Source organism: Bradyrhizobium sp. TM239 (genome assembly GCF_036247985.1).
GTDB lineage: Bacteria > Pseudomonadota > Alphaproteobacteria > Rhizobiales > Xanthobacteraceae > Bradyrhizobium > Bradyrhizobium ottawaense.
Map to the genome: position 1 here is coordinate 38,695 of NZ_BTIR01000011.1, position 22,509 is coordinate 61,203.

At 65.4% G+C, this 22,509-nt stretch carries 20 protein-coding genes; 14 read left to right on the plus strand and 6 right to left on the minus strand.

Annotated elements, in window-relative coordinates:
• Positions 1-73 precede the first annotated feature (73 nt).
• Positions 74-802 (minus strand): LuxR family transcriptional regulator, encoded by a 729-nt coding sequence (locus tag AABA84_RS18695; RefSeq protein WP_091965875.1) that lies wholly within the window; start codon positions 800-802, stop codon positions 74-76.
• A 167-nt stretch (positions 803-969) separates the two neighbouring features.
• Here AABA84_RS18695 and AABA84_RS18700 point away from each other — a divergent pair, with 167 nt between their 5' ends.
• The 10 genes from AABA84_RS18700 to AABA84_RS18745 all read left to right on the plus strand — a co-directional run bounded on the left by AABA84_RS18700 (position 970) and on the right by AABA84_RS18745 (position 11,232).
• A complete protein-coding gene (locus AABA84_RS18700) occupies positions 970-1,146 on the plus strand; it encodes a hypothetical protein (protein WP_338312697.1) in 177 nt (58 codons plus the stop codon).
• A 390-nt stretch (positions 1,147-1,536) separates the two neighbouring features.
• Positions 1,537-2,475 (plus strand): LysR family transcriptional regulator, encoded by a 939-nt coding sequence (locus tag AABA84_RS18705; RefSeq protein WP_338312698.1) that lies wholly within the window; start codon positions 1,537-1,539, stop codon positions 2,473-2,475.
• A gap of 145 nt (positions 2,476-2,620) precedes the next feature.
• A complete protein-coding gene (locus AABA84_RS18710; protein ID WP_338312699.1) occupies positions 2,621-3,499 on the plus strand; it encodes a shikimate dehydrogenase in 879 nt (292 codons plus the stop codon).
• Between the two features lie 57 nt (positions 3,500-3,556).
• Complete coding sequence (locus AABA84_RS18715; protein ID WP_338312700.1) at positions 3,557-4,687, plus strand: ABC transporter substrate-binding protein; 1,131 nt, start codon at positions 3,557-3,559, stop codon at positions 4,685-4,687.
• Positions 4,688-4,950: 263 nt separating this feature from the next.
• Complete coding sequence (locus tag AABA84_RS18720) at positions 4,951-5,826, plus strand: branched-chain amino acid ABC transporter permease (protein WP_338312701.1); 876 nt, start codon at positions 4,951-4,953, stop codon at positions 5,824-5,826.
• Positions 5,823-6,821 (plus strand): branched-chain amino acid ABC transporter permease, encoded by a 999-nt coding sequence (locus AABA84_RS18725; protein ID WP_338312702.1) that lies wholly within the window; start codon positions 5,823-5,825, stop codon positions 6,819-6,821. Before AABA84_RS18720 ends, AABA84_RS18725 begins: the two co-directional genes overlap by 4 nt.
• Entirely contained in the window at positions 6,818-7,561 is a 744-nt protein-coding gene (locus AABA84_RS18730; RefSeq protein WP_338312703.1) for an ABC transporter ATP-binding protein, read from the plus strand. The genes AABA84_RS18725 and AABA84_RS18730 overlap by 4 nt, the downstream gene beginning before the upstream one ends.
• Positions 7,562-7,571: 10 nt before the next feature.
• Entirely contained in the window at positions 7,572-8,309 is a 738-nt protein-coding gene (locus AABA84_RS18735; RefSeq protein WP_338312704.1) for an ABC transporter ATP-binding protein, read from the plus strand.
• The gene (locus tag AABA84_RS18740) at positions 8,306-9,364 is read left to right on the plus strand and encodes a Gfo/Idh/MocA family protein (RefSeq protein ID WP_338312705.1); all 1,059 of its coding nucleotides are present in this window, start codon (positions 8,306-8,308) and stop codon (positions 9,362-9,364) included. The genes AABA84_RS18735 and AABA84_RS18740 overlap by 4 nt, the downstream gene beginning before the upstream one ends.
• Positions 9,361-11,232: a bifunctional sugar phosphate isomerase/epimerase/4-hydroxyphenylpyruvate dioxygenase family protein gene (locus AABA84_RS18745; RefSeq protein WP_212243938.1), complete on the plus strand. Its 1,872-nt coding sequence runs from the start codon at positions 9,361-9,363 to the stop codon at positions 11,230-11,232. Before AABA84_RS18740 ends, AABA84_RS18745 begins: the two co-directional genes overlap by 4 nt.
• A gap of 72 nt (positions 11,233-11,304) precedes the next feature.
• On the opposite strand, the gene AABA84_RS18750 is transcribed toward AABA84_RS18745, so the two are convergent.
• Complete coding sequence (locus AABA84_RS18750; RefSeq protein ID WP_212243937.1) at positions 11,305-12,477, minus strand: ABC transporter substrate-binding protein; 1,173 nt, start codon at positions 12,475-12,477, stop codon at positions 11,305-11,307.
• Between the two features lie 299 nt (positions 12,478-12,776).
• Here AABA84_RS18750 and AABA84_RS18755 point away from each other — a divergent pair, with 299 nt between their 5' ends.
• Complete coding sequence (locus tag AABA84_RS18755) at positions 12,777-14,039, plus strand: NAD(P)/FAD-dependent oxidoreductase (RefSeq protein ID WP_212243936.1); 1,263 nt, start codon at positions 12,777-12,779, stop codon at positions 14,037-14,039.
• Between the two features lie 124 nt (positions 14,040-14,163).
• Here AABA84_RS18755 and AABA84_RS18760 read toward each other — a convergent pair whose 3' ends face one another.
• Genes AABA84_RS18760 through AABA84_RS18770 form a run of 3 tightly spaced genes read right to left on the minus strand, consistent with a single transcriptional unit; the run spans position 14,164 to position 16,986 of the window.
• Positions 14,164-15,375, minus strand: coding sequence for an ABC transporter substrate-binding protein (locus tag AABA84_RS18760; protein ID WP_338312706.1), 1,212 nt, complete (start codon positions 15,373-15,375; stop codon positions 14,164-14,166).
• Positions 15,376-15,430: 55 nt separating this feature from the next.
• Positions 15,431-15,754 carry a 2Fe-2S iron-sulfur cluster-binding protein gene (locus AABA84_RS18765; RefSeq protein WP_338312707.1) on the minus strand — a complete coding sequence of 108 codons (324 nt, stop codon included), beginning with the start codon at positions 15,752-15,754 and terminating at the stop codon, positions 15,431-15,433.
• A gap of 11 nt (positions 15,755-15,765) precedes the next feature.
• Positions 15,766-16,986, minus strand: a complete 1,221-nt coding sequence (locus AABA84_RS18770) for a cytochrome P450 (protein ID WP_338312708.1) — start codon at positions 16,984-16,986, stop codon at positions 15,766-15,768.
• Between the two features lie 83 nt (positions 16,987-17,069).
• On the opposite strand from AABA84_RS18770, the gene AABA84_RS18775 reads away from it, so the two are divergent.
• The gene (locus AABA84_RS18775; protein ID WP_212243932.1) at positions 17,070-17,576 is read left to right on the plus strand and encodes a MarR family winged helix-turn-helix transcriptional regulator; all 507 of its coding nucleotides are present in this window, start codon (positions 17,070-17,072) and stop codon (positions 17,574-17,576) included.
• A gap of 344 nt (positions 17,577-17,920) precedes the next feature.
• Here the strand turns inward: AABA84_RS18775 and AABA84_RS18780 are convergent, their stop codons facing one another.
• Positions 17,921-19,771, minus strand: a complete 1,851-nt coding sequence (locus AABA84_RS18780; RefSeq protein WP_338312709.1) for a feruloyl-CoA synthase — start codon at positions 19,769-19,771, stop codon at positions 17,921-17,923.
• 152 nt (positions 19,772-19,923) lie between these two features.
• Between AABA84_RS18780 and AABA84_RS18785 the strand changes: the two genes are divergently transcribed.
• A complete protein-coding gene (locus AABA84_RS18785; RefSeq protein WP_338312710.1) occupies positions 19,924-20,418 on the plus strand; it encodes a MarR family winged helix-turn-helix transcriptional regulator in 495 nt (164 codons plus the stop codon).
• Between the two features lie 207 nt (positions 20,419-20,625).
• A complete protein-coding gene (atzF, locus tag AABA84_RS18790) occupies positions 20,626-22,431 on the plus strand; it encodes an allophanate hydrolase (protein WP_445083415.1) in 1,806 nt (601 codons plus the stop codon).
• Positions 22,432-22,509: the final 78 nt, after the last annotated feature.

Below are 22,509 nucleotides of genomic sequence, written 5' to 3' on the forward strand. Positions count from 1 at the left end.
TCGAAATAATGGGGGAATCCTCACGGAAAACGGCGAAACCGACTATTGGGAAATTTCCCAGTAGGCGCGGATTTCAGGGAATGATGATTCTGTGGCGGATCGCGATCGCGACCGCATGCGTCCGGTTGACGGCACCAAGCTTGCGCGCAGCGGTTGCAAGATGCTCTTCGGCCGTGCGCTGCGTGATGTGCAGGATCTCGCCGATTTCCCAGGCCGACTTGCCCTGCGAGGCCCAGGCGAGCACCTCGCGCTCGCGCGGGGTAAGGCGCATCGATGGATGCGGCGCCGGATCGAGCAGACGGCGAATGTGGTCAAACCCGTACATCCCGATCAGGTGCAGCGCCGGCTTACTGCGCGCATTGAGATCGAGATGAACGCCACCGAGCGAGACGCCGGCCTCGTAGCCCGTCAAGCCGTGGATCGGCACGACGAAGCCGCGCGACATGCGGAAATCGGCAGCGCGCCGCATCACCTCCACCGCGCCCGGCTCCAGCTCCGGATCATACGGCGCCTCGGACCACTCGAAAGGATTCACCGTCTGCCGGCATTTGCGGATCACGGGATCGACACGGTCGTAGCTCTTTTGGGTGTAGAGGCTGAACCACTCGGCCGGCCACTTCTTGGCGAGCACCATCTGGGAAAAGCGCTGATCGGGATTCGGCAATCCTGTTACGATGATATGCTCGAAGCCGTACCGGCCGAACGCGGTTGCAAGCGCGTCCATGGCGTCCGGAACCTTGGTATAGGCTCCAAGCCCCTCAATGAAGTCGAGCGCTTCGCGGCCATAATCGACGGCGGACATCGGTGCGTTTCCTGACCCACACGGCCCTCGTATAGCACGTATTCGGGGACTGCCTCAATTCGCTGCGGCCGTAGTTTCCCGGTGCTCATCCGCCCTGAAGATTTAAACTACTTGTGGCAGAATTGACGTCACGATACACCTGAGGCGACCGAAGCGGGAAAACCACGATGGAAGACGAGGACATCGCCCTCAACAGCGTGCTCGGCCTGGAATTGAACCGCGTGTTTTTCGCCGTCCGCGAAACGGCAAACAAGCAGAAGATCATCGAGTTCGCGCGCGAGGTGCTGCAAGGCGAGCGCGAGGACCTGGCTGAGAGCGCATTGCCGGAAGGGCCGGCGAGCTAGAACGCTGCTGCGCTGGACGACGCCGGCGAGACAGGTCGCGCAACGATGCAGCCCTTTCATCCGAACGCGCGGATTCTAGTCGAAACCGTCTGACAGCGAAGTTCAGCTCCCTTCTCGTGAAGAAGGTTGATGAAGCCGGCTCTCGCGCCCCGGACGCAGCGCAGCCTCTCTTCGACGATGCGCCGCAGAGCCAGGGCCCATCCATCCGCAACAAATCCTCCGGCTTCCTGGGTCCCGGCTCTGCGCCGAAGCGCTAGACGCGTTGCAGCGCGTCCGGGACACGAGAGCGGCTTGCCGCTTCCGTCCACATCGTCACCCACTTGCCGCTGGATGCCATCACGGCTCTCGTGAGATGATCGCCGCCACGATCCTCTTTCGGGTGCCAAGAGCATGATGACGCTGCGCCAGGTTGAAGTGATCCGTGCCGTGATGGTGACGGGGACCATCGGCGGCGCGGCGAAGCTGCTCAACGTCTCGGCGCCGGGCATCAGCCGCCTCGTCAAGTACACCGAGCGCTCGCTCGGCATCCGCTTCTTCCAGCGCCAGAACGGACGTTACTTCCCGACGCCGGAAGCCGAGAGCATCTTCGAGCAGATCAACGGCGTCTACAAGAAGGTCGACGATCTCTCCGAGATCATCTCCAAGATCGGCCGCGGCGGCCTGTCGGAGCTGCGGATCGGCTCGGTGCCGAGCATCTCGCAGGTGATGGTGCCGCGCGCGATCGAGCGCGTCCGGCGCCGCTATCCCGATCTCGGCATCGATATCAACATCCTCAAGCTCGAGGAGGCCATCGACTATCTCCTGCTCGGCCGCGGCGAGTGCGTGGCGATGAGCTACCGGCTGGAGCATTCCGGGCTCGACTTCATGCCGCTGGCCTCGGGCGAGCTGTACTGCATCGTGCCGCCGGGGCACGAGCTCGCCGGCCGCAAGCAGGTCTCGGCCGCCGAGATCACCCGCTATCCGCTGATCGGCATCGATCCCAACGATCCCTACGGGCGGATCATGGCCGAGATCTTTGCGCGCAACCGTCTCGCCTACGACATCACCATCCGCGCGCGGTTCGGCACCACGGTCTGCGCGCTGGTGAAGGCGGGCCTCGGCATCGCCATCATCGACCAGTTCACGGTGGCCCATGGCGGCTATCCCGGGATCGAGCTTCTGAAGATCACCGAGCCGACGCGGTTCGATACCTACATCGCGGTCAAGCGCGGCGCGCCGCTGTCGCTCCATGCCGAGTATTTCATCGAGCAGCTGCGTACCGAGATGCGCGCGGTCGAGCCGTCCCGCGGCAACGGCAAGGCTGGCGGCACGCGCGGACGGAAGAAATAACATCATGTTAGGTTTGCCCGATAAAAGGGTAATTGTGTTAGGCGGGGGAAAGGCTATCGTCGCGCCAGGAACTGCCCTTGGACTTGCGGGGATTTCCCCGCTAATTGGCCGGGACCGAACGTTCCCTTTGAGACGATAGCGAACCATGTCCAAGCGCGGATACGCCGCCAGCAAGAAGCTCCTCACCGGCCTGATCGGCGCGCCGATCGCGCATTCCGCGTCCCCCGCCATGCATGAGCGCGCGGCCGAAGCGCTCGGACTGCGCGGCCACTACCAGCTGATCGAGGTCGCCGGCGCCGATGCGGCGGGGCTTCGCATGATGCTCGAGGGCGTGCGGCGGCTCGGCTTTGCCGGCGTCAATGTCACCTACCCCTACAAGGAAGCTGTGGTTCCGCTGCTCGACGAGCTGGCGCCGGGTGCAGCCAGCATGGGCGCGGTCAACACCGTCGTCGTCAAAGACGGCCGCCTGACCGGCCACAACACCGACACCACGGGCTTTGCGCGCGCGGTGGCGCCGCTGCTGGCGGCCGCAGGGAACGCCGTTGCAGTGATCGGCGCCGGCGGCGTCGGCAAGGCGATCGCGTTTGCGCTGGCGAGCCTGAAAGTTTCCGACATCCGCATTTTCGACAGCGAGCCGGCGCGCGCGGCGGCGCTCGTCTCCCTGCTTGCACCGCGGGGTGGCGCGAGGATCGCCGCGAGCGTCGAGGATGCGCTGCGCGGCGCAACCGGTCTCGTCAACGGCACGCCGGTCGGCATGCTGCCGGACCGCGGCATGCCGGTTGCGGCCGCGCTGCTGCATGAGAAATTGTGGGTGGCGGATGCCGTCTACTCGCCGTTGATCACGCCGCTGCTGGCGGCGGCACAAGCCAAGGGCGCGCGGATCATGACCGGGCGGGAGCTCGCGATCTATCAGGCGGCCGACGCTTTCGAACTGTTCACGGGCCTTGCCCCATCGACCGAGGTCATGGGAGAGGCATTCGACGAGGTGATGGCGGCACGAAGCTCGGCCTATCACGCAGCGTAAACCGAAGCGGCCGACACAAGGCCGCGAATAACATCAGAGGAAATGGGAGGAGAAACCATGAAATCGACCATCCTGGCAGGCGCTCTGCTTGCCTTCGCGACTGCAACCAGCGTCCACGCCCAGGCGATCAAGCTCGCCGACGTCGCCGAGCTCTCGGGCGGCGGCGCCACCGTCGGCACCAACTGGAAGAACGGCATCGACCTCGCCATCGAGGAGATCAACGCCAAGGGCGGCGTGCTCGGCCGCAAGCTGGAAGTGACCCATGCCGACTCGCAATCCAACCCCGGCGTCGCCCGCGCCCAGGTGCAGAAGGCGCTCGACGCCGAGCCCTACGTGCTGCTCGGGCCCGGCTATTCCGGCTCGGTCAAGGTGACCGCGCCGCTCGCGGCCGAAGCCGGCATCGCGCAGATCATGGGTGGCGAAGCCGCCGAGCTGACGCAGGCTGGCAACAAATTCCTGTTCCGCACCTCGTTCGGCCAGCAATCCTCGATGCCGAAGGTCGCAAAATACATCCACGACGACATGAAGGCGAAGACGGTCGCGGTGGTGTGGGTCAACAATGACTTCGGCCGCGGCGGCCGCGACGTCGTCGTCAAGGAGCTCGACCGGCTCGGCTCCAAGGTGGTCGCCGATCTCTCGACCGAGGCGGGCCAGGCCGATTTCGCCGCCGACGTCGGCAAGATCAAGGCCGCCAATCCGGATGCCGTGTTCGTCTACCTGAATGAGGAAGAGAGCGCACGCATCCTGAAGGAGCTGAAGCGCCAGGGCGTCACCGCGCCGCTGATGGGCGAGACCACGCTGATCGGCCAGAAGGTGATCGAGCTCGCCGGCGACGCCGCCAACGGCGCGCGCGGCCACGTCGGCCTCACCACCGACGCGCCGGTCGATTTGATCAAGGCATTCCGCGAGAAGTTTTCCAAGAAGTACAATTACGTCCCTGATCATAACGGCCTGAAAGGCTATCTCGCCGTCTACATGGTGAAGGCCACCACCGAGAAGATGGGCAAGGTCGACCCGAAGAAGTTTGCCGAGACGCTGCACGGCCTCACCATCAAGGCCGCGGACGAGCCGGGCATCCTGATGGACGTCACCTTCAGCGACACCGGCGACATCGACCGCCAGAGTTTTCTGGTCGAAGTGGTCGAAGGCAAGCAGGTCGTGAAGCAGGTGCTGCCCAAGGTGAAGTGAAGGTTTCTTCGCCTCTCCCCGCACTTGTCCCGCCGAAGCTTTAGCGAAGGCGGATGCGGGGAGAGATCTCTCGCTCCCTCACCCCGCTCTTCGCGGGGAAAGGGTGGGGTGCGGGGTGGTTCTGCGAAGACGGTGAGAGATGAGCTTGCGGAAAGAGCCCCTCACCATAGCCGATGCCCTGTATCGGCTTTCTTTAGAACGGCGGCCACAGGCCGCCTATGCCTCTCCCCGTAAGAACGGGGCGAGGGACACGAGGGGAGAAAATGTCCAACCTATTCGATCTACTGGTCGCAGGGCTCGCCACCGGCGCGATCTACGCGCTGGTCGCGGTCGGCTTCACGCTGCTGTGGCAGACCTCGCAGACCATCAATTTCGCGCAAGGCGAGTTCGTGATGCTGCCGGCATTTTTGATGCTGGCGGCGATGCATGCCGGCGCGCCGTTCTGGCTCGCGATCATCCTCGGCATCCTGCTCTCGATGATCCTGCTCGGACTCGGCTTCAAGCTGCTGCTGGTCGACCCCATGATGCGGCACGGCGTGCTGCCGCTGGCGATTGCGACCATGGCGCTGGCGATCGGCCTCAAGGAAGCGGTCAAGCAGTTCTTCAGCGCCGAGGCTTCGCCCTTCCCCTCGATCGTGCCGACCGGCGACGTCTCTATCCTCGGCCACGCGGTCTCGCTGCAGAGCATCGGCGTGCTCGTCGTCGCCATCGTTGCCGTGTTCGGCTTGACCGCGCTTCTCAACCGCACCTCGCTCGGTCACCAGATGCAGGCGGCGGCGCAGAATCCGACGGTGGCCCGCATCATCGGCGTGCCCGTGGAACGGATGATCCTGCTGACCTTCCTGATCAACGCCTTCCTGGTCGCGCTGGCCTCGCTTTTGATCACGCCGATTTATCTCGCAAAGTTCTCGTCCGGCGAGGTGCTGGGGCAGGCCGCCTTCATCGCGGCGATCGTCGGCGGCTTCAACCAGGTGCGCGGCGCGATCGCCGGCGGCCTGCTGATCGGCGTGCTCGACAATCTCGCGGCCAGCTACGTCTCGACGCAATACCGCGCTGCAGTGCCGCTGATCTTCCTGATCGTCGTCATCCTGTTCCGGCCGCAAGGACTGCTCGGCCGCGCCGAGGAGCGCACGGTATGAGCAGCTTTGCCAAGCCCCTGAAGATCGCGCTCGGCCTGATCGTCATCGCCGGCCTGATCATCGTCCCCATGAACTTCAACCGCTACGGCCTGTTCATCCTGAGCCAATGGGCGGTGATGACCATCGCTGCGATGGGCCTCAACCTCACGCTCGGCTATGCCGGCCAGGTCTCGCTGGCGCAGGGCGCCTTCGTCGGCATTGGCGCCTATGCCGCCGCGATCATGACCACGCATGGCTGGCCGCTGCCGGCGGCGATCGTCGTCGCCATCGTGCTGAGCTTCGCGGTCGGCTGGGTGCTCGGCTACCCCGCGCTGCGCGTGCAGCACCACTACCTCGCCTTCGTCACGCTCGCCTTCTCCACCCTCGCCTTCCTGGTGTTCCGCAACGAGAGCTGGCTCACCGGCGGCATCTACGGCATCTCCAACATCCCGCGTCCGCATATCTTCGGTCTCGCGACCAACAAGCCGCTGCCTTTCTATTATGTCTGCCTCGGCGCGCTCGCGATCGTGTCGCTGGCGGTGTGGTGGCTGATCCGATCCCCCTGGGGCCGCGCCTTCATGGCGCTGCGCGAAAACCCGCTGCGCGCGCAGTCGCTCGGCATCGACACAAGGCGCTACACGCTGATGGCGTTCGCGATCGGCTCGGCGCTCGGCGGCGTCGCCGGCGCGCTGTATGCGCCGCTGACGCAATATATCGACCCTGTTCCCTTCAACCTGTCGCTCTCGCTCGACCTTCTGATGATGGTGATCGTCGGCGGCGCGGGCTTCTATCTCGGACCGTTCCTTGGCGCGATGATCGCGGTGCTGCTGCCGGAATGGCTGCGCTTCACCGAAGGCTATTACCTGATGCTCTACGCGGTGGCGGTGATGCTGCTGCTGATCTGGTCGCCGACCGGCATTTTGGGAATCCTCGACCGCTATCTCGCCGAGCGCCGCACCAAGGCGGCCTCCGCGCTGCGCGCCGTCGCAAAATCCCGCCTGGAGACGGCGCAATGAGTGCGGTCCTCGAAGTCACCGACATCAAGAAGAATTTTGGCGGTATCAGCGCCGTCGACGGCGTCTCCTTCGACGTCCGCGAGGGCGAGATCCTCGGCCTGATCGGTCCGAACGGCTGCGGCAAGTCCACGCTGTTCAACTGCATCCTCGGCCAGCTCACCCCGTCAGGCGGCGAGGTCAAGCTCGACGGCAAGGTCGTCACGGGCCTGCGCCCCGCCGAGCTCAACAAGCTCGGGGTCAGCCGCACCTTCCAGCTGCTGCAGGTGTTTCCAAAGCTCTCGGTGCGCGAGAACCTGATCCTCGCGGGCCAGGAGCACCAGGGCAACATGGCCTCGCGCCTGGTCGGCCGCTCCGATGCCGGATTGACGGAGACCGCCAACCAGATGATCGGCTTCTTCAAGCTCGACCATCTCGCCGACGAGCCGGCCGGCGGGCTCTCCTATGGCCAGCAAAAACTGCTCGACGCCGCCATGGCCTTCATGGGCGGCCCGCGCCTGGTGCTGCTCGACGAGCCCGCCGGCGGCGTCAACCCGTCGATGCTGGCCGATCTGAAGGACCGCCTGGTCGCGATCAACCGCGAGAAGAACGCCACCTTCGTCGTGATCGAGCACAACATGGAGTTCGTGATGTCGCTGTGCTCGCGCGTGATGGTGATGGCGGAGGGCAAGATACTGGCGATGGGGCGGCCCGACGAGGTCCGCAAGAACCCTGCTGTCATCGAAGCCTATCTCGGACATTGAGGAGCCGACCATGAGCGAGCCAATCCTCTCGGTTCACAATCTCGTCGGCGGCTACGGCAAGATGACGATCTTGAACGGCACGACGTTTGCCGTGCCGGAGGCCACGATCACGACGATCATCGGCCCGAACGGCGCCGGCAAGTCGACCGTGTTCAAGGCGATCTTCGGCCTGTTGAAGCTGCGCGATGGCAAGATCGGCTTTGCCGGCCGCGACGTCACCAATTTGAGCCAGCGCGCGCTGCTCAATGCCGGCATCTGCTACGTGCCGCAGGGCCGCAACATCTTTCCCGAGCTGTCTGTGCGCCACAATATCGAGCTCGGCGGCGTTGCCGCCGGCAAGGGCCTCGACCTGCCGACGCGAATCGAGGCCGCGCTTGACCTGTTCCCGGCGCTGCGGCGCAAATCGACGCAGCAGGCGTCCACGCTGTCCGGCGGCGAGCAGAAGCAGCTCGAGATCGCCCGCTCGCTGCTGCTGGAGCCGAAACTCGTGCTGATCGACGAGCCCTCGATCGGCCTGTCGCCGCTGATGGTGCAGCAGACCTTCGACATTCTCAAATCCTTGCGCGACCGCGGCGTCACCATCCTGATGATCGAGCAAAACGCGCGCTCGGCGCTGGAGATCTCCGACATCGGCATCGTGCTCGAGCTCGGCCAGACCCGCATGGTCGACGACGCCAGGCGCATCCTGAACGATCCCCGCATCGGCCAGCTCTTTCTCGGGGGAGCCATGGAGGAGAGCGCGGCATGAGTGCGCGAATGCGCATCGCCGTCGCCGGCGCCGGCCTGATCGGCCGCCGCCATATCGAGTTGATCGAGGCCTCACCGGATTGCGAGCTCGCCGGCATCGCGGACCCCTCGCCTGCGGCGCGGGACTATGCGCAAGCCCACAACGTAGCCTGCTATGCCGACCATCGGGCGCTGCTGGCGCAGGAAAAGCCCGACGGCTTGATCATCGCCTCGCCCAACACACTGCACCTGCCGATGGCGCTCGATTGCGCCGAAGCGGGCGTGCCGGCGCTGATCGAGAAGCCGGTGACGGAGACGGTTGCCACCGCACAACGTCTGTGCGACGCCGTCAAACGAACCGGCGTGCCGATGCTGGTCGGGCATCACCGCCGGCACAATCCGGCCATCAAGGCTGCGCGTCAGACGGTGACGAGTGGCAAACTCGGCCAGCTCACCGCCGTGGTCGGGCTCTGGCTGCTGAAGAAGCCCGACGATTATTTCGAAGTGGCTTGGCGCCGCGAGCAAGGCGGCGGGCCGCTGCTGATCAACCTCATTCACGACATCGACAATCTCCGCTTCATCTGTGGCGAGATCAATGAGGTGCAGGCGCTGACCTCGAACAAGGCGCGCGCCTTCGCCGTCGAGGACACCGCGGCGCTGCTGCTGCGCTTTGCGAATGGCGCGCTGGGGACGGTGACCGTGTCGGATGCGACACCGGCGCCGTGGAGCTGGGAGCTCGCCTCCGGCGAGAGCACCGCTTATCCCAAGCAGGATCAGCCCTGCTACATCCTCTCCGGCACGGAGGGATCGCTCTCCGTGCCGAATATGGAGCTGTGGTCCTATGCGCGAGAGCCCGGCTGGTACGCGCCGCTGTCGCGCGAGACCGTTGCGCCGCCCGCTTTCGATCCGCTGGTCGAGCAGCTCCGTCATTTTTGCGCGGTCATCAGCGGCCGCGAGCCGCCGCTGATCCCGGCCGAGGACGCGATGGGAACGCTCGCCGTCGTCGAAGCCGTTAGCGAGGCCGCGCGCACGGGCCAAAAAGTCTCACCGGGGCGGATCATGGAGCAGGCAGCATGAACAAGCGCTCGATCGCAACGGTCTCCCTCTCAGGCGCGCTGGACGAGAAGCTCCGCGCCATCGCCGCCGCCGGCTTCGATGAGGTCGAGATTTTCGAGAACGATCTGCTGTCGTTCGGCGCCGGCCCGCGCGATATCGCAAAGCTCTGCGGCGATCTCAACCTGAAGATCTCAGCGTTCCAGCCGTTCCGCGATTTCGAGGGCATGCCCGAGCCGCAGCGTGCGCGCAATTTTGCCCGTGCGGAACGCAAGTTCGACTTGATGCAGGAACTTGGCACCGACCTGCTGCTGATCTGCTCCAACGTCTCACCCGCCTCGCTCGGCGGCATCGACCGCGCTGCGGACGATTTTCGCGAGCTTGGCGAGCGTGCCGCCAAGCGGGGCTTGCGCGTCGGCTACGAGGCGCTGGCCTGGGGCCGCCATGTCCACGACTATCGCGATGCCTGGGAGATCGTGCGCCGCGCCGATCATCCCGCGATCGGAATCATCCTCGACAGCTTTCACGCGCTGGCACCTGGCTTTCCGACCCGCGCGATGGCCTCGATTCCCGGCGACAAGATATTTCTGGTGCAGCTTGCCGATGCGCCGAAGCTCGAGCTCGACATCCTCTCCTGGAGCCGGCACTTCCGCTCCTTCCCCGGACAGGGCGATCTGCCGGTCGGTGAGTTCATGGCGGCGGTCGCGGCGACCGGCTATGCCGGACCACTGTCGCTGGAGATCTTCAACGACCAGTTCCGCGCCGGCTCTGCCGCGCAGACCGCGCTCGACGGCCTGCGCTCGCTGATCCTGCTGGAGGACCAGCTTGCGCCGGATTGGCCGAAATTCGCCGCCGAGCCGCTGGCACCGAAGGCGAAGAGCCGCGGCACCGGGTTCATCGAGTTTGCCGTCAACGAGACCAAGGCCGGCGAGCTCGGCCACCTGTTTGCGCAACTCGGCTTCCGCAAGACCGGCGCGCATCGCAGCAAGGCTGTGGAGCGCTGGTCGCAGGGCAAGGTCGAGCTCGTCATCAACAGCGAGACCGACGGCTTTGCCCATTCGCACTACGTCACGCACGGCCCCGGCGTTTGCGCGATTGCGCTCGATGTCGACAATGCCGGCCTTGCCATGCAGCGCGCGGAGATGCTGAAGGCGCGCACCTTCTACCAGCCGGTCGGGCCGGGAGAATTGGAGATCCCCGCGATCCACGGCGTCGGCGGCAGCCTGCTGTATTTCCTCGACCAGGCCGGCAAGAACTGGGACACGGATTTCGAGCCTGTTGCGAGCGAGGCAAACGGCGACGCGCTGCTCGCCGTCGACCACATCGCACAGTCGATGCCCTATGACGAGATGCTGTCCTGGCTGCTGTTCTACACCGGCATCCTCGACCTGAAGCGGCTGCCGCAGATGGAGATCGCCGATCCCAGGGGGCTCGTGCAAAGCCAGGCCGTCGTCAATGCCGACCAGAGCCTGCGCTTCGTGCTCAACGGCTCCTCCGCCAACCGCACGCTGCCGGCGCGCTTTATCTCGGAGTTCTTCGGCTCAGGGGTGCAGCACGTCGCGTTTTCCTGCAAAGACATCTTCGCGACGGTCGCGGACATGCGCAAGCGAGGTGCGGATTTCCTGGATATCCCCGACAACTACTACGACGACATCGAAGCCAAATACGACCTTGCGCCCGAGCTGATGGCGCAGCTGCGTGCCAATCACATCCTCTACGACCGCGAGGGCGACGGCGAGTTCTTCCAGGTCTACACCCACATTTTCGACGAGCGGTTCTTCTTCGAAATCGTCGAGCGGAGGGATTATCAGGGGTTCGGTGCTGCCAATGCCGGCATCCGGCTGGCAGCACAGGCTCGCGAGGTGCGGCCGGCGAGCATGCCGCGGGTGTAGGCTCGCCTTGCCGTCATTGCGAGGAGCGACCTGACCCTCTCCCCGCAAGCGAGGAGAGGGAGAAGAGAGAGCTCACTTCATCTTGCACTTGTCGTGGAAACGATCCTGGTCGTTCTCGACGATGGTCGCGACCGTCTTCAGCGAGAGCTGGCCTTCTGCGTCCTTCACGACGTCCTGGAGATAGAAGCTCTGCACCGGGATGTGGTTCTTGCCGTATTTGAACGCGCCGCGCAGCGACTTGAAGTTGGCCTTCTCCATCTCGGCCTTCATCGCATCCTTCTTGCTGGTGTCGCCCTTCACCGCGACCACCGCGCTGTTGATGAGCTGGGCCGCGTCATAGGCTTGCGCGCCGTAATAGGTCGGACGCAGCCCGGTGTACTTCTTGCGGTAGTCGGCGACGAAGCGCTTGTTCTGCTCGTTGGGGAGGTCGTTGACCCATTCCTGCGCGCCGGGCACTCCGAGCGCGTTCTCCTTCTGCAGCGGCAGCGACAGCTCGTCGACGGTGAACGCCGTATAGAGCGGCATCGTGCTCTTCAGGCCCGCCTGCGCATATTGATTGAGGAACTGCACGCCGGCCGCACCCGGATAGAACACGAAGATCGACTCCGCGCCCGAGGCGCGGGCCTTGGAGAGCTCGGCGGAGAAATCGAGCTGGCTCGGCCAGACCGTGTATTCCTCGCCCTTGATCTCGCCCTTGAAGGTGTTCTTGAGGCCCGCGAGCATGTCCTTGCCGGCCGCGTAGTTCGGCCCGATCAGGAACACGCTCTTGACGCCCTTCTGGTTCATGTAGAGGCCCATGGCCTGCGGCGTCTGGTCGTTCTGCCAGGAGGTCGAGAACACGTAAGGGCTGCACAGCTCGCCGGCGAGCTGCGACGGGCCGGCATTGGCCGAGATCAGGAAGGTCTGCGAATCCACCGCGGTCTTCAGCGAGGCCAAAAGCACGTTCGACCAGATGTAGCCGACGATGAAATCGACCTTGTCGGACTGCACCAGCTTCTCGGTCTTCTGCTTGCCGACATCGGGCTTCTGCCCGTCATCCTCGTAGATGACCTCGACCGGCTTGCCGTCCATCTTGCGGCCGATGTGATCCAGCGCGAGCTCGAAGGAGTTGCGCATGTCGTTGCCGATCACGGCGGTCGGGCCGCTGAAGGTCGAGACGAAACCGATCTTGATGGTGTCGCCGGCGAATGCCGGGCTCGCCAGCACCAGCGCCGCTGCGCCCGCCAGCCAGAATGCCGTTCTCATAACCACTCCCCTCCCTATTATTGAGCCCGGAGACGGGGTGATCGCCGCCCCGGGTCTGTCTCTATTGAACGCAAAATCCATCGAGCCGCCAATGGCTCAGCGCCTGCCCCTGCACCATATTTCGCCCCAATCGGGGATGGCAAGAAATATAATTCTACTTACTTAGACCAACCCTGCGGCGCTTTTTCACGTCTGATCGATACATCCAGCCTATGCGGCGATTGATGACCTCTATTGGACCGCAGCGTCCGATCCGCACTTAAATGGGAGTGTGGAGCAGCGAGATTCGAGGGTACACCATGACCACGGCACCGCATCGCGTCGTCATCGTCGGGGCCGGCTTCGGCGGGCTGGAGGCGACCTATCGGCTTGCGGGTGCGCCGGTCGAGATCACGCTGATCGACCGCCGCAACCATCATCTGTTCCAGCCGCTGCTGTACCAGGTCGCGACCGCCTCGCTCGCGACCAGCGAGATCGCCTGGCCGATCCGTCATCTCATGCGCGACCGGCCCGAGGTGACGACGCTGTTCGCGACGGTCAGCGGCGTCGATGCGGCAAGACGCCGCGTGCTGATCGACGACGGCAGCGAGGTGCCTTACGACACGCTGGTGCTCGCGACCGGCGCGCGTCACGCCTATTTCGGCCATGACGAATGGGAGGCATGGGCGCCGGGCCTGAAGACGCTGGAGGACGGCACCACGCTGCGCCGTCACATCCTGGTGGCGTTCGAGCGCGCCGAGCGCGAGACCGATCCGGACAAGCGCGCAGCGCGGCTGACCTTCGTCATCGTCGGCGCCGGCCCGACCGGCGTCGAGCTCGCCGGCACCATCGCCGAGATGGCGCGTCACACCTTGCCCGGCGATTTCCGCAACATCGACACGACCAAGGCGCGCGTGGTGCTGATCGAGGCAGGGCCGCGCGTGCTCGCGGGCTTTGCCGACGACCTCTCGGCCTATGCGCAGGCCTCGCTGGAGAAGATCGGCGTCGAGGTCGTGCTGGGACAGGCCGTCACCGAGATCAATCGCGAGGGCGTGGTGTTCGGCGGCAAGCTGCTCGAGGCCAAGACGCGAATCTGGGCCGCCGGCGTCCGCGCCTCGCCCGCCGCCGAGTGGCTGGGTGCACCGGCCGATCGTGCTGGCCGCGTCCAGGTCGAAGACGATCTGAGCATCCCTGATCATCCCGAGATCTTTGCGATCGGCGACACCGTCTTGATCAACGCCTGGGAGGGCAAGCCGGTGCCCGGCATCGCACCGGCCGCCAAGCAACAGGGCCGTCACGTCGCCGAGACCATCAAGGCGCGGCTGCGCGGAGAGCCGACAGGCCCGTTCCGTTACAAGCACTCCGGCAGCCTCGCCCAGATCGGCAAGCGGCTCGCGGTGATCGACTTCGGCCGCATCAAGCTGCGCGGCACCATCGCTTGGTGGATCTGGGGCATCGCCCACATCTACTTCCTGATCGGCCTGCGCCACCGCCTCAGCGTCGCGCTCAGCTGGCTATGGATCTACGCGCGTGATCAGCGCGCAGCGCGGCTGATCACGCAGGGGAGTAGCAAGGTGGTGTAGGGAGGCTCCTCTGGTGTCCCGGACGCGGCGCGGCATGAAATGACGCGACGCAGAGCCGGGACCCAGCAGTCAGGGGCCCCGGCTCTGCAGTGCACCGCTGCGCGCTGCGTCCGGGGCACGAGACTCACTTCACCAGCTCGCACCCGCCTTCCGCCAGCGGGCGGAATGCCTGGTCGGCTGGAATCGTCGAGACCAGCTTGTAATAGTCGTAGGGAAATTTCGACTCCTCCGGCTTCTTCACCTCGAACAGGTACATCGGATGCACGACGCGGCCGTCCTGGCGGATCGCGGTGTCGCCGAACAGTTTGTCCTTGCCCTTGAACTTCTTCATCTCGGGCACGGCGTCCTTGGCATTGTCGCTCCCGGTGGCGGCGACGGCGTTGAGATAAGCGAGCGTCGAGGCATAGACGCCGGCCTGGTTGCCGCTCGGCATCTTGCCGTTCATGCCCGGCCGCGCGGCGAAACGCTTGGCGAAGGCGCGGGTGTCGTCATTCATGTCCCAGTAGAAAGCTTCCATGAGCTGGAGGCCCTGCGCGACCTTGATGCCCATGCCGTGGACGTCGTTGATGAAGAGCAGGAAGGCGACGAGCCGCTGCCCGTTCTGCTGAATGCCGAACTCGGCGGCCTGCTTCACCGCGTTGATGGTGTCACCGCCGGCATTGGCAAGGCCGATCACCTGGGCCTTCGAGCTCTGCGCCTGCAACAGGAAAGAGGCGAAGTCGGAGGTGCCGAGCGGGTGCTTGGAGGAGCCAAGCACCTTGCCGCCATGCGCCTCGATGTATTTCTGCGCCTCCGATTCGATGCCCTTGCCGAGCGCGAAATCGACTGTGAGGAAATACCAGTCCTTGCCGCCACGCGAGACCATCGCCGCTGCCGTGGTGTTGCCGGTCGCCCAGGTGTCGTTGACCCATTGGATGGTGTTGGGCGAGCAGGCCTTGCCGGTGAGATCGGAGCTTGCGGTCGAAGACGCCAGGAACGTCATGCGGCTGTCGCGCAGCAGCGTGTTGATGGAGAGGCCGACGGCCGAGTTCGGCACGTCGACGATGGCATCGACGCCCTCGACATCGAGCCATTTGCGCGCGATGGCGTTGCCGACATCGGCCTTGTTCTGGTGGTCGGCATAGACGATCTCGACCTTGATGCCTTTGCCGCCGCCGTTGAAATCCTCCGCCGCCATGCGCGCGGCCTCGACCGAGCCCATGCCGTTGGTGTCCTGGAAGATGCCGGAGATGTCGTTGAGCACGCCGACGCGCACGACATTGTCCGAGATCTCCGCGCTCGCCGCGCCGGTCACCAGGCTCGCGGCCAGCGCGAGCGTCCACTTCAGATGTTTCATCGTTCCCTCCCCTGTTGATGATTTGCCACGCCGGTCGTTGCCGGCGTGTCGAGACTCAGACCTGCCGCTCCGGCAGCTTCAGCACGAGCCCGTCGAGCTCGGACGTGACCGCGATCTGGCAGGACAGCCGACTTGTCGGCCGCCGCTCGGCGGCGGCGCCGTCGAGCAGCGCATCCTCGTCGTCGGCTACCGCGGGGAGCCGCGCGAGCCAGCTCTCGTCGACATAGACATGGCAGGTCGCACACATCGCGTTGCCGCCGCATTCGGCCAGAATGCCGTCGAGGCCGTGGCGGGTCGCGGCCTGCATGGCGCTCTCCCCGTCCGCGGTCTCGACACGCTCCGACTTGCCGTCGGGATGAACGAAGGTGATTGCGGGCATGAAACTCCTCGTCAGGCCGGGGTGATGGTCACCGGCAGGCTATCGAGCCCGCGCAGCGTGTTGTTGAAGCGGCGCTTCGGCTCGCCCGTGATCTCGATCTTCGCGATGCGCCGGGCCAGCGCGGTCAGCATTACCTCGCCTTCGAGGCGGGCGACGAGCTGGCCGACGCACATGTGGATGCCCGAGCCGAAGCCGACATGGCCGGAGGTGCGGCGTGTGATGTCATAGCTATCAGGCTGGTCCCAGCGCCTGGGATCGCGGTTGGCGGCGGCGAGGAACATCAGCACCTTCTCGCCCTCGCCGATCCTCGCGCCTGATAGCTCGACATCCCGCGTGGTGGTGCGGAAGAAGGTCTGCACCGGACTTTCGAACCGCACGGCCTCCTCGAAGGCATTGCGCGCGAGCGTCAGATCATCACGCAGGCGCTGCCACTGGTCCGGGAAGCGCGCGAGGCAGTCGACGGCCGCACCGATGCCGTTGACGGTGGTGTCGAGGCCGGCTGACAGCAGCGAGCGCACCAGCAGCGGCGCCTCGGTCGCGGTGATCGCGCCGTCGTCGACCTGCGCATGGATGCAGGCCCCGAAGCCGCCGGGCGAAAGGTTGTCGCGCTGGCATTGCTCGGCGACATAGGCCTGGTGCGGCGCCGAGCGCGCGATCGCCTGCTGGCGCAGCTCATTGGGCGGACCGAACGCGTTGAACACGACGCTGGCATAGGGAATGAGATGCTCGCGTCCCTCCGCCTTCAGGCCCAGCGCATCCGGAAAGATCGAGAGCGGATAGGCTTCCGCGAGATCGGCGATCGCGTCGAAGCTGCGCCTCTCGACCAGCGCGTCCACCCGCTGTTCCGCCGCCGCCGCAAAGCGGTCGCGGACCTGCTTCATCACGGTGGGCGACAGCACCTTCGACAGCACGGCGCGGGTGCGGGTGTGCGCGGGCGGATCGGCCTCCAGGATCAGGCTTGGCGGCCGCCACGGCGTCTCCTTCTTGAAGTCGGACAGGCCGACACCGCGGCTGGAGCAGAACGTCGCGGGATCGTTCAGGACCGCATGGACCTCGGCATAGCGCGCCACGCCGTAGACGTTCCACTTGTCGAGATAGACGACCGGACCGGCCTCCCGCAGCAGCTCATGCGTGGGATAAGGGTCGGCAAAGAAATTCATCGCAAAGGGATCGATGTCGAGATGCGGGACGGACGCAAGGCCCGTCGACGCAGGGGTGCCGCATGCGGTCATGGGAGACCTCCCTCATTTTGATCTTGTGAAAGGGCGGCGCATGCCCTTAGGTCGGTGGCTCCACCGCGAGTCAGATTCCCGACATGCCTGCGCCTTCGACCAGATCCCGCCAAAAGCCCGCGCCCAGCGATGCCGGACCAACGCTCGATCTCGACCGTTACGTCCCGGCGTTCGTCACCTTCATCGCCAACAAGCTCTCGAACAGCGCGACCGCGTTCTATCAGCGGGAGTTCGGCGTCAACGTCACGGAATGGCGGATCATGTCGCTGCTGGCGATCGAGCCCGGCATTCCGGCCTCGCGCATCTGTCACGTCATCGGCTTCGACAAGGGGCCGGTGAGCCGGACGCTGGCTGGGCTGGAAAAGCGCGGCCTCATCTCGATCCGCACCGACCCGAACGACGGCCGCACCCATTCGATTTCGCTGACGACGAAGGGCCGCGCCACCCATGACAAGGTGATCGTCGCGGCGCTCGAGCGCGAGCGGCGGCTGCTGTCGTGCCTGAACAAGGACGAGCGCGAGGTGCTGATCGATCTGCTGCGCCGGCTGCACGAAAATCTCGGCGCGGTCACGGACAGCAGCTACACCTGACGCACCGCACCGCGGCCGCGCCCTGTCGCCACCTCCAGGCATGCGCCCGCGCTTGCCCGCGGCACCCTTCCTGCCGAGCATCGTTTCCTCCGAGATCGGACGCGGCGGTTTCCCCGCCGTCGTCCTGGTCTGGAACGGTTCGCACAGATTAGTTGCTTAGGCAACAAAAGAATCAGCAATATATTGCGGCAGTGGGATTGGCCTATCCGCTCGTCATTCCGGGGCGCGCGTAGCGCGAACCCGGAATCCATCGTGCAACACCCCTGCGGTGAAATGGATTCCGGGCTCGCGCCAAGAGGCGCGCCCCGGAATGACAGCGGAATGTGGCTTCGCTAACTCGGCCTTTACAGCCCAATCCACTCCGCCGACGCATCATCGTTCAGCCGAGCCACGGCATCCGCTCGCCGCGTCAGCACGGCGCGCTGGTTGATGTAGCCTTTGTCGGTGATCTCGCCGCCATCGACCGATGGCGGCTCGGCGAGCAGCAGCGCGCGCGTGGCGTGGCCGGAGGAGTTGGGGCCTTGCTGCTTCAGTTTCGCCAGGCCCTGTGCGATCGCGGTCCTGACCTTGTCATGCGCAAGCACCTCGTTGACATCAGCCGTCTCGCCCAAGCCGGCATGGGCGCGGCAAGCCGCGATGTTCGGGATCACCAGGAAGCGCGCCTCGTCGCCACCGTGGCCTGACACGACGATGTCCTGCGCCAGCGGCGCCAGCGCGGCGATGCCGGCAACGCGCAGCGTGCCGACGCTGACCCAAGTGCCGGAATTGAGCTTGAAATCTTCAGCGACGCGGCCGTCGAAGAACAGGCCGCGCTCCGGCCGCGCGTGATCGGCAAGCTTCACGGCATCGCCGATCAGATAAAAGCCCTCTTCATCAAAAGCCTTCTTCGTCAGCTCCGGCGCCTTCCAATAGCCCGGCGTGACGTTGGGACCACGTACCCGCACCTCGAGCTTGTCGCCTGACGTGACGAGCTTCAGCTCGGTGCCGGGAATGGGCACGCCGATATTGCCAGAGCGTTCGGCGAGGAAATGGCAGTCGGTCGCCAGCGGCGACGTCTCGGTCGAACCCCAGGCCGAAACCATCGGCAGCGCGCGGCCGACGGTCTTGATCGAGAGCTCTTCGAGCGCATCCCAGAGATTCTGCGGCAGCGCCGCGCCGGCATAGAAGGCGAATTTCACCTCGTTGAAGAAGCGGCGGCACAGCTCCTCGTCGCCGCGCAGCGCCGCGATCAGCATGTCGAAGCCGCGCGGCACGTTGAAATAGACCGTCGGCATCACGCTTTTGAGATTGGCCAGTGACGTCGCGAACAGGCCGGGCGCCGGCTTGCCGCCGTCGATATAGAGCGAACCGCCGTTGCGCAGCACGAGGTTGAAATTGTGGTTGGCGCCGAAGGTGTGGCTCCAGGGCAGCCAGTCGAGAATGACGAGGTCGCGACCGCCCTGCTCCAGAAATGTCCAGGTCTGCGCCTTGGCCTCTTGGCTCGAGGTCAGCATGCGCTGGGTGTTGATGACGGCCTTGGGCGTGCCTGTTGACCCCGAAGTGAACAGGAATTTGGCGATCGTGTCGGGCGTCACCGCAGCGAATGCTTTTGCGACGTCGGGACTCTCCGGCGTTGCCACGACGGTGCGGAAGGCGAGCGCATCGCCATCGTCGGCGTTCCCGCTGATGATCTGCGCCTTGTGCAGCGGTTTGATCGCGGCCAGTGCTGCCGCGAATGACTTGGTCGCGGAGACATAGATCGCGCCCGGCTCGAGCAGCGCGATCATGCTCTTGAGCTTGTCGAAATCTTTCGACATCAACGAATAGGCCGGCGAGATCGCCGCCGAGGGCACGCCGACATGCTGGGCGGCAAGCGCGAGCAGAGCATGGTCGATGCTGTTGTCGGAGAGGATCGCGAGCGGGCGTTCGGCGCTCAGACCCTGCGCCAGGATCCAGGACGCCGCCGCACGCACCTGGCGCAGCGCCTGCGCATAGCTGACGGTGGTCCATGCCGCCTCGGCGTTGGCGCGCTCGGCAAGGAAGATCGCATCCGGCGTTTGCCGCGCCCATTGCTCCAGCCAGTCGCCGACGCAGCGCGCGCCATCGCGCAACGGTTCGGGCGAGCGCAGCACGATGCTGCCGTCGGCGCGATGCTCGGCGACGGTCCGTGGCGTTGCAAACAGGCTTGCGGCATCGCCGCGTGCGGCGGTTGTCATGATTTCCTCCTCCGCCCGGATCCCGGATCGGCCGCAGCCTCGTTCCGGGCTGCTTTGACCATAATGTTGGGCATGACAATTGTTGTCGTCAACAACAATCTTCCGCCCGCGCAATAATGACGTTACAAGAATAGTCCGGCAGGAGACGCGATTTGACAGCCACCTCAGCCCAGACTTCCGCACGCAGGCGCGCCGGCAACGGCGCGGCGCCTCGGGACATGGCCGACGAGATCGGCCTCGACGCACTGGTCGGGCACGCCGGCTATGCGGTGCGGCGCTTCCAGATCTGGATCTTTCAGGACTTCATCAGAACGCTCGGCGATGTCGACATCCGGCCGACGCAATATTCGGTGCTGACCGTGATCGGCGCCAATCCGGGCCTGTCGCAGATGGCGGTGGCAAAGCGCCTCGGCATCGAGCGCGCCCGGCTGGTGCACCTGCTCGACAGCCTCGAACAGCGCAAGCTCGTGAAGCGGGTCAAATCGAAGGCGGACCGTCGCTCGCATGCGCTGCATCTCACGACACAGGGCGAGACGGCGCTGGCGAAATTCAAGCGGCTCGCGGCCGAACACGAGCGGCACGTCGAAGAGAAGATCGGCAAGGAAAACCGGGCGCAGCTGCTGCGGATCCTTGCTGGCTTCACCTGATCTCGACTGCCCATGATTTGGGCAGATGCCCGTCACAGGGCGCTGACGTTACGACCCGCCCGCCTGCCAAAATATCCCGCAAGCCACTGATCCCACGGATAATATCCGCAGCTTCCGTCCTGCCCGGATAATGTACACAATGGCACATCGCTTGCTTCACTCCGGGGGTGAAGCAGTTGCCGGAGTTTTGTCGCCATGGGGGCTGAGATGGGGGCTGAGCAGCCTGAAACGATCGCCGCGATTGTGGCCGCACATCGCGCGGGCACGTTGACGCCGGTGCAGACGGTCGCGCGGACCTATCAGCGCATCCGCGACCACAATGATCCCGCCATCTTCATCAGCCTGCGCGACGAAAGGGACGCGATCGCCGAGGCCGAGAAGCTTGCTGCGAAGGACGCCGCCGGCCTCCCGCTCTACGGCGTGCCGGTTGCGGTGAAGGACAATATCGACGCGCTGGGCTTTCCGACCACCGCGGCCTGCCCGGCCTTCTCCACTACGCCGATGCATGACTCGACAGCGGTGGCGCGGCTGCGCGCCGCCGGCGCCATCATCATCGGCAAGACCAATCTCGACCAATTCGCGACCGGCCTCGTCGGCGTGCGCTCGCCGTACGGCGTTCCCAAGAATTCGATCCGCGAGGATCTCGTTCCCGGCGGCTCCAGCTCGGGCTCCGCTGTCGCGGTCGGCGCGGGGCTCGTGCCGCTGTCGCTGGGCACGGATACCGCCGGCAGCGGGCGCGTACCGGCGATGCTCAACAACATCGTCGGGCTGAAGCCGAGCCTCGGCATGATCTCGAACGCGGGGCTCGTGCCGGCCTGCCGCACGCTCGATTGCATCTCGGTGTTTGCGCTGACCGTGGACGACGCCGCGCTCGCGCTGTCAGTGATGGCGGGGCCGGACCCGGCCGATCCGTTCTCGCGCGACCGGCCGCTGGGCGCGATCACGCCGCTCCCCTCAGACCTGCGCCTCGGCGTGCCGCGCAACGGACAGTTGATCTTCTTCGGCGACAAGAAGGCGGAAGCCGCCTACGCCGATGCGCTGAAGCGCTGGACTGCGCTTGGCGCAACGCTGGTCGAGTTCGATCTTGAGCCGTTCTACGAGACGGCGCGGCTGCTCTATGAGGGCCCCTGGGTCGCCGAGCGTTATCTCGTGATCAAGGACCTGCTGGCGTCCGCGCCGGATTCGATTCATCCGGTGACGCGCGAGATCACCGCGGCCGGCGCGCGGCTCACCGCTGCGGACACGTTCTCCGCGCTCTATCGCCTGCAGGGCCTGCGCAAGATCGCCGAGCGCACGTTTGCCAATATCGACGCGCTGGTGCTGCCGACGGCGCCGACCGCCTATACGACCACGCAGGTGCTCGCCAATCCGATCGAGCTCAACAGCCGCCTCGGCACCTACACCAATTTCGTCAATCTGCTCGACCTCTGCGGCCTCGCGCTGCCGGCTTCGATGCGCAGCGACGGCATTCCGTTCGGCATCACGCTGCTCGCGCCCGCCGGGCATGATGCGCTGCTGGCGAGCATCGGCCGCGTCTTTCATGCGGATACCAGGCTGAGTCTCGGCGCGACGGGCGCGGCGCAAGCTCCGCTGGCGGCGCTGCCGGCAAGCAGCGGCGACGAGATCCCCATCGCCGTGGTTGGCGCGCATCTGTCCGGCATGGTGCTCAACGGCGAATTGAAGGCACTGAACGGGCGCCTGATCGAGGCAACCAGAACTGCGCCCGACTACAAGCTCTACGCGCTCAAGACCACGCCGCCGAAGCCCGGCATGTTGCGCGTGGAAGCCGGCAAGGGCGCCGCCATCGAGCTGGAGCTCTGGTCGCTGTCGTCTTCCGCCTTCGGCAAATTCGTCAACGCGATTCCTTCGCCAATGGCGATCGGTACCGTGCGCCTTGCCGATGGCCGCAGCGTGAAGGGATTTCTCGTCGAGCCCGAGGTGCTGGGCGACGCGCGGGATATTACGGCGTTTGGGGGATGGCGGAAATTCATGGCGGAAGCTGCCAAGACGTAGGTCTCGTGTCCCGGGCGCAGCGCATCACGCAGTGGTGCGCTGCTGAACCGGGACCCATGCAGCAGCTCGCAAGACGGA

Bases quoted from the DNA above. Each gene is read 5' to 3' on its own strand.
- AABA84_RS18710 (WP_338312699.1), top strand. From the start codon at position 2,621: ATGTCCAAGCGCGGATACGCCGCCAGCAAGAAGCTCCTCACCGGCCTG.
- AABA84_RS18735 (WP_338312704.1), top strand. From the start codon at position 7,572: ATGAGCGAGCCAATCCTCTCGGTTCACAATCTCGTCGGCGGCTACGGC.
- AABA84_RS18695 (WP_091965875.1), bottom strand. From the start codon at position 802: ATGTCCGCCGTCGATTATGGCCGCGAAGCGCTCGACTTCATTGAGGGG.
- AABA84_RS18705 (WP_338312698.1), top strand. From the start codon at position 1,537: ATGATGACGCTGCGCCAGGTTGAAGTGATCCGTGCCGTGATGGTGACG.
- atzF (WP_445083415.1), top strand. From the start codon at position 20,626: ATGGGGGCTGAGCAGCCTGAAACGATCGCCGCGATTGTGGCCGCACAT.
- AABA84_RS18770 (WP_338312708.1), bottom strand. From the start codon at position 16,986: ATGACCGCATGCGGCACCCCTGCGTCGACGGGCCTTGCGTCCGTCCCG.
- AABA84_RS18750 (WP_212243937.1), bottom strand. From the start codon at position 12,477: ATGAGAACGGCATTCTGGCTGGCGGGCGCAGCGGCGCTGGTGCTGGCG.
- AABA84_RS18725 (WP_338312702.1), top strand. From the start codon at position 5,823: ATGAGCAGCTTTGCCAAGCCCCTGAAGATCGCGCTCGGCCTGATCGTC.
- AABA84_RS18730 (WP_338312703.1), top strand. From the start codon at position 6,818: ATGAGTGCGGTCCTCGAAGTCACCGACATCAAGAAGAATTTTGGCGGT.
- AABA84_RS18775 (WP_212243932.1), top strand. From the start codon at position 17,070: ATGCCTGCGCCTTCGACCAGATCCCGCCAAAAGCCCGCGCCCAGCGAT.
- AABA84_RS18755 (WP_212243936.1), top strand. From the start codon at position 12,777: ATGACCACGGCACCGCATCGCGTCGTCATCGTCGGGGCCGGCTTCGGC.
- AABA84_RS18720 (WP_338312701.1), top strand. From the start codon at position 4,951: ATGTCCAACCTATTCGATCTACTGGTCGCAGGGCTCGCCACCGGCGCG.
- AABA84_RS18780 (WP_338312709.1), bottom strand. From the start codon at position 19,771: ATGACAACCGCCGCACGCGGCGATGCCGCAAGCCTGTTTGCAACGCCA.
- AABA84_RS18715 (WP_338312700.1), top strand. From the start codon at position 3,557: ATGAAATCGACCATCCTGGCAGGCGCTCTGCTTGCCTTCGCGACTGCA.
- AABA84_RS18765 (WP_338312707.1), bottom strand. From the start codon at position 15,754: ATGCCCGCAATCACCTTCGTTCATCCCGACGGCAAGTCGGAGCGTGTC.
- AABA84_RS18745 (WP_212243938.1), top strand. From the start codon at position 9,361: ATGAACAAGCGCTCGATCGCAACGGTCTCCCTCTCAGGCGCGCTGGAC.
- AABA84_RS18740 (WP_338312705.1), top strand. From the start codon at position 8,306: ATGAGTGCGCGAATGCGCATCGCCGTCGCCGGCGCCGGCCTGATCGGC.
- AABA84_RS18760 (WP_338312706.1), bottom strand. From the start codon at position 15,375: ATGAAACATCTGAAGTGGACGCTCGCGCTGGCCGCGAGCCTGGTGACC.
- AABA84_RS18700 (WP_338312697.1), top strand. From the start codon at position 970: ATGGAAGACGAGGACATCGCCCTCAACAGCGTGCTCGGCCTGGAATTG.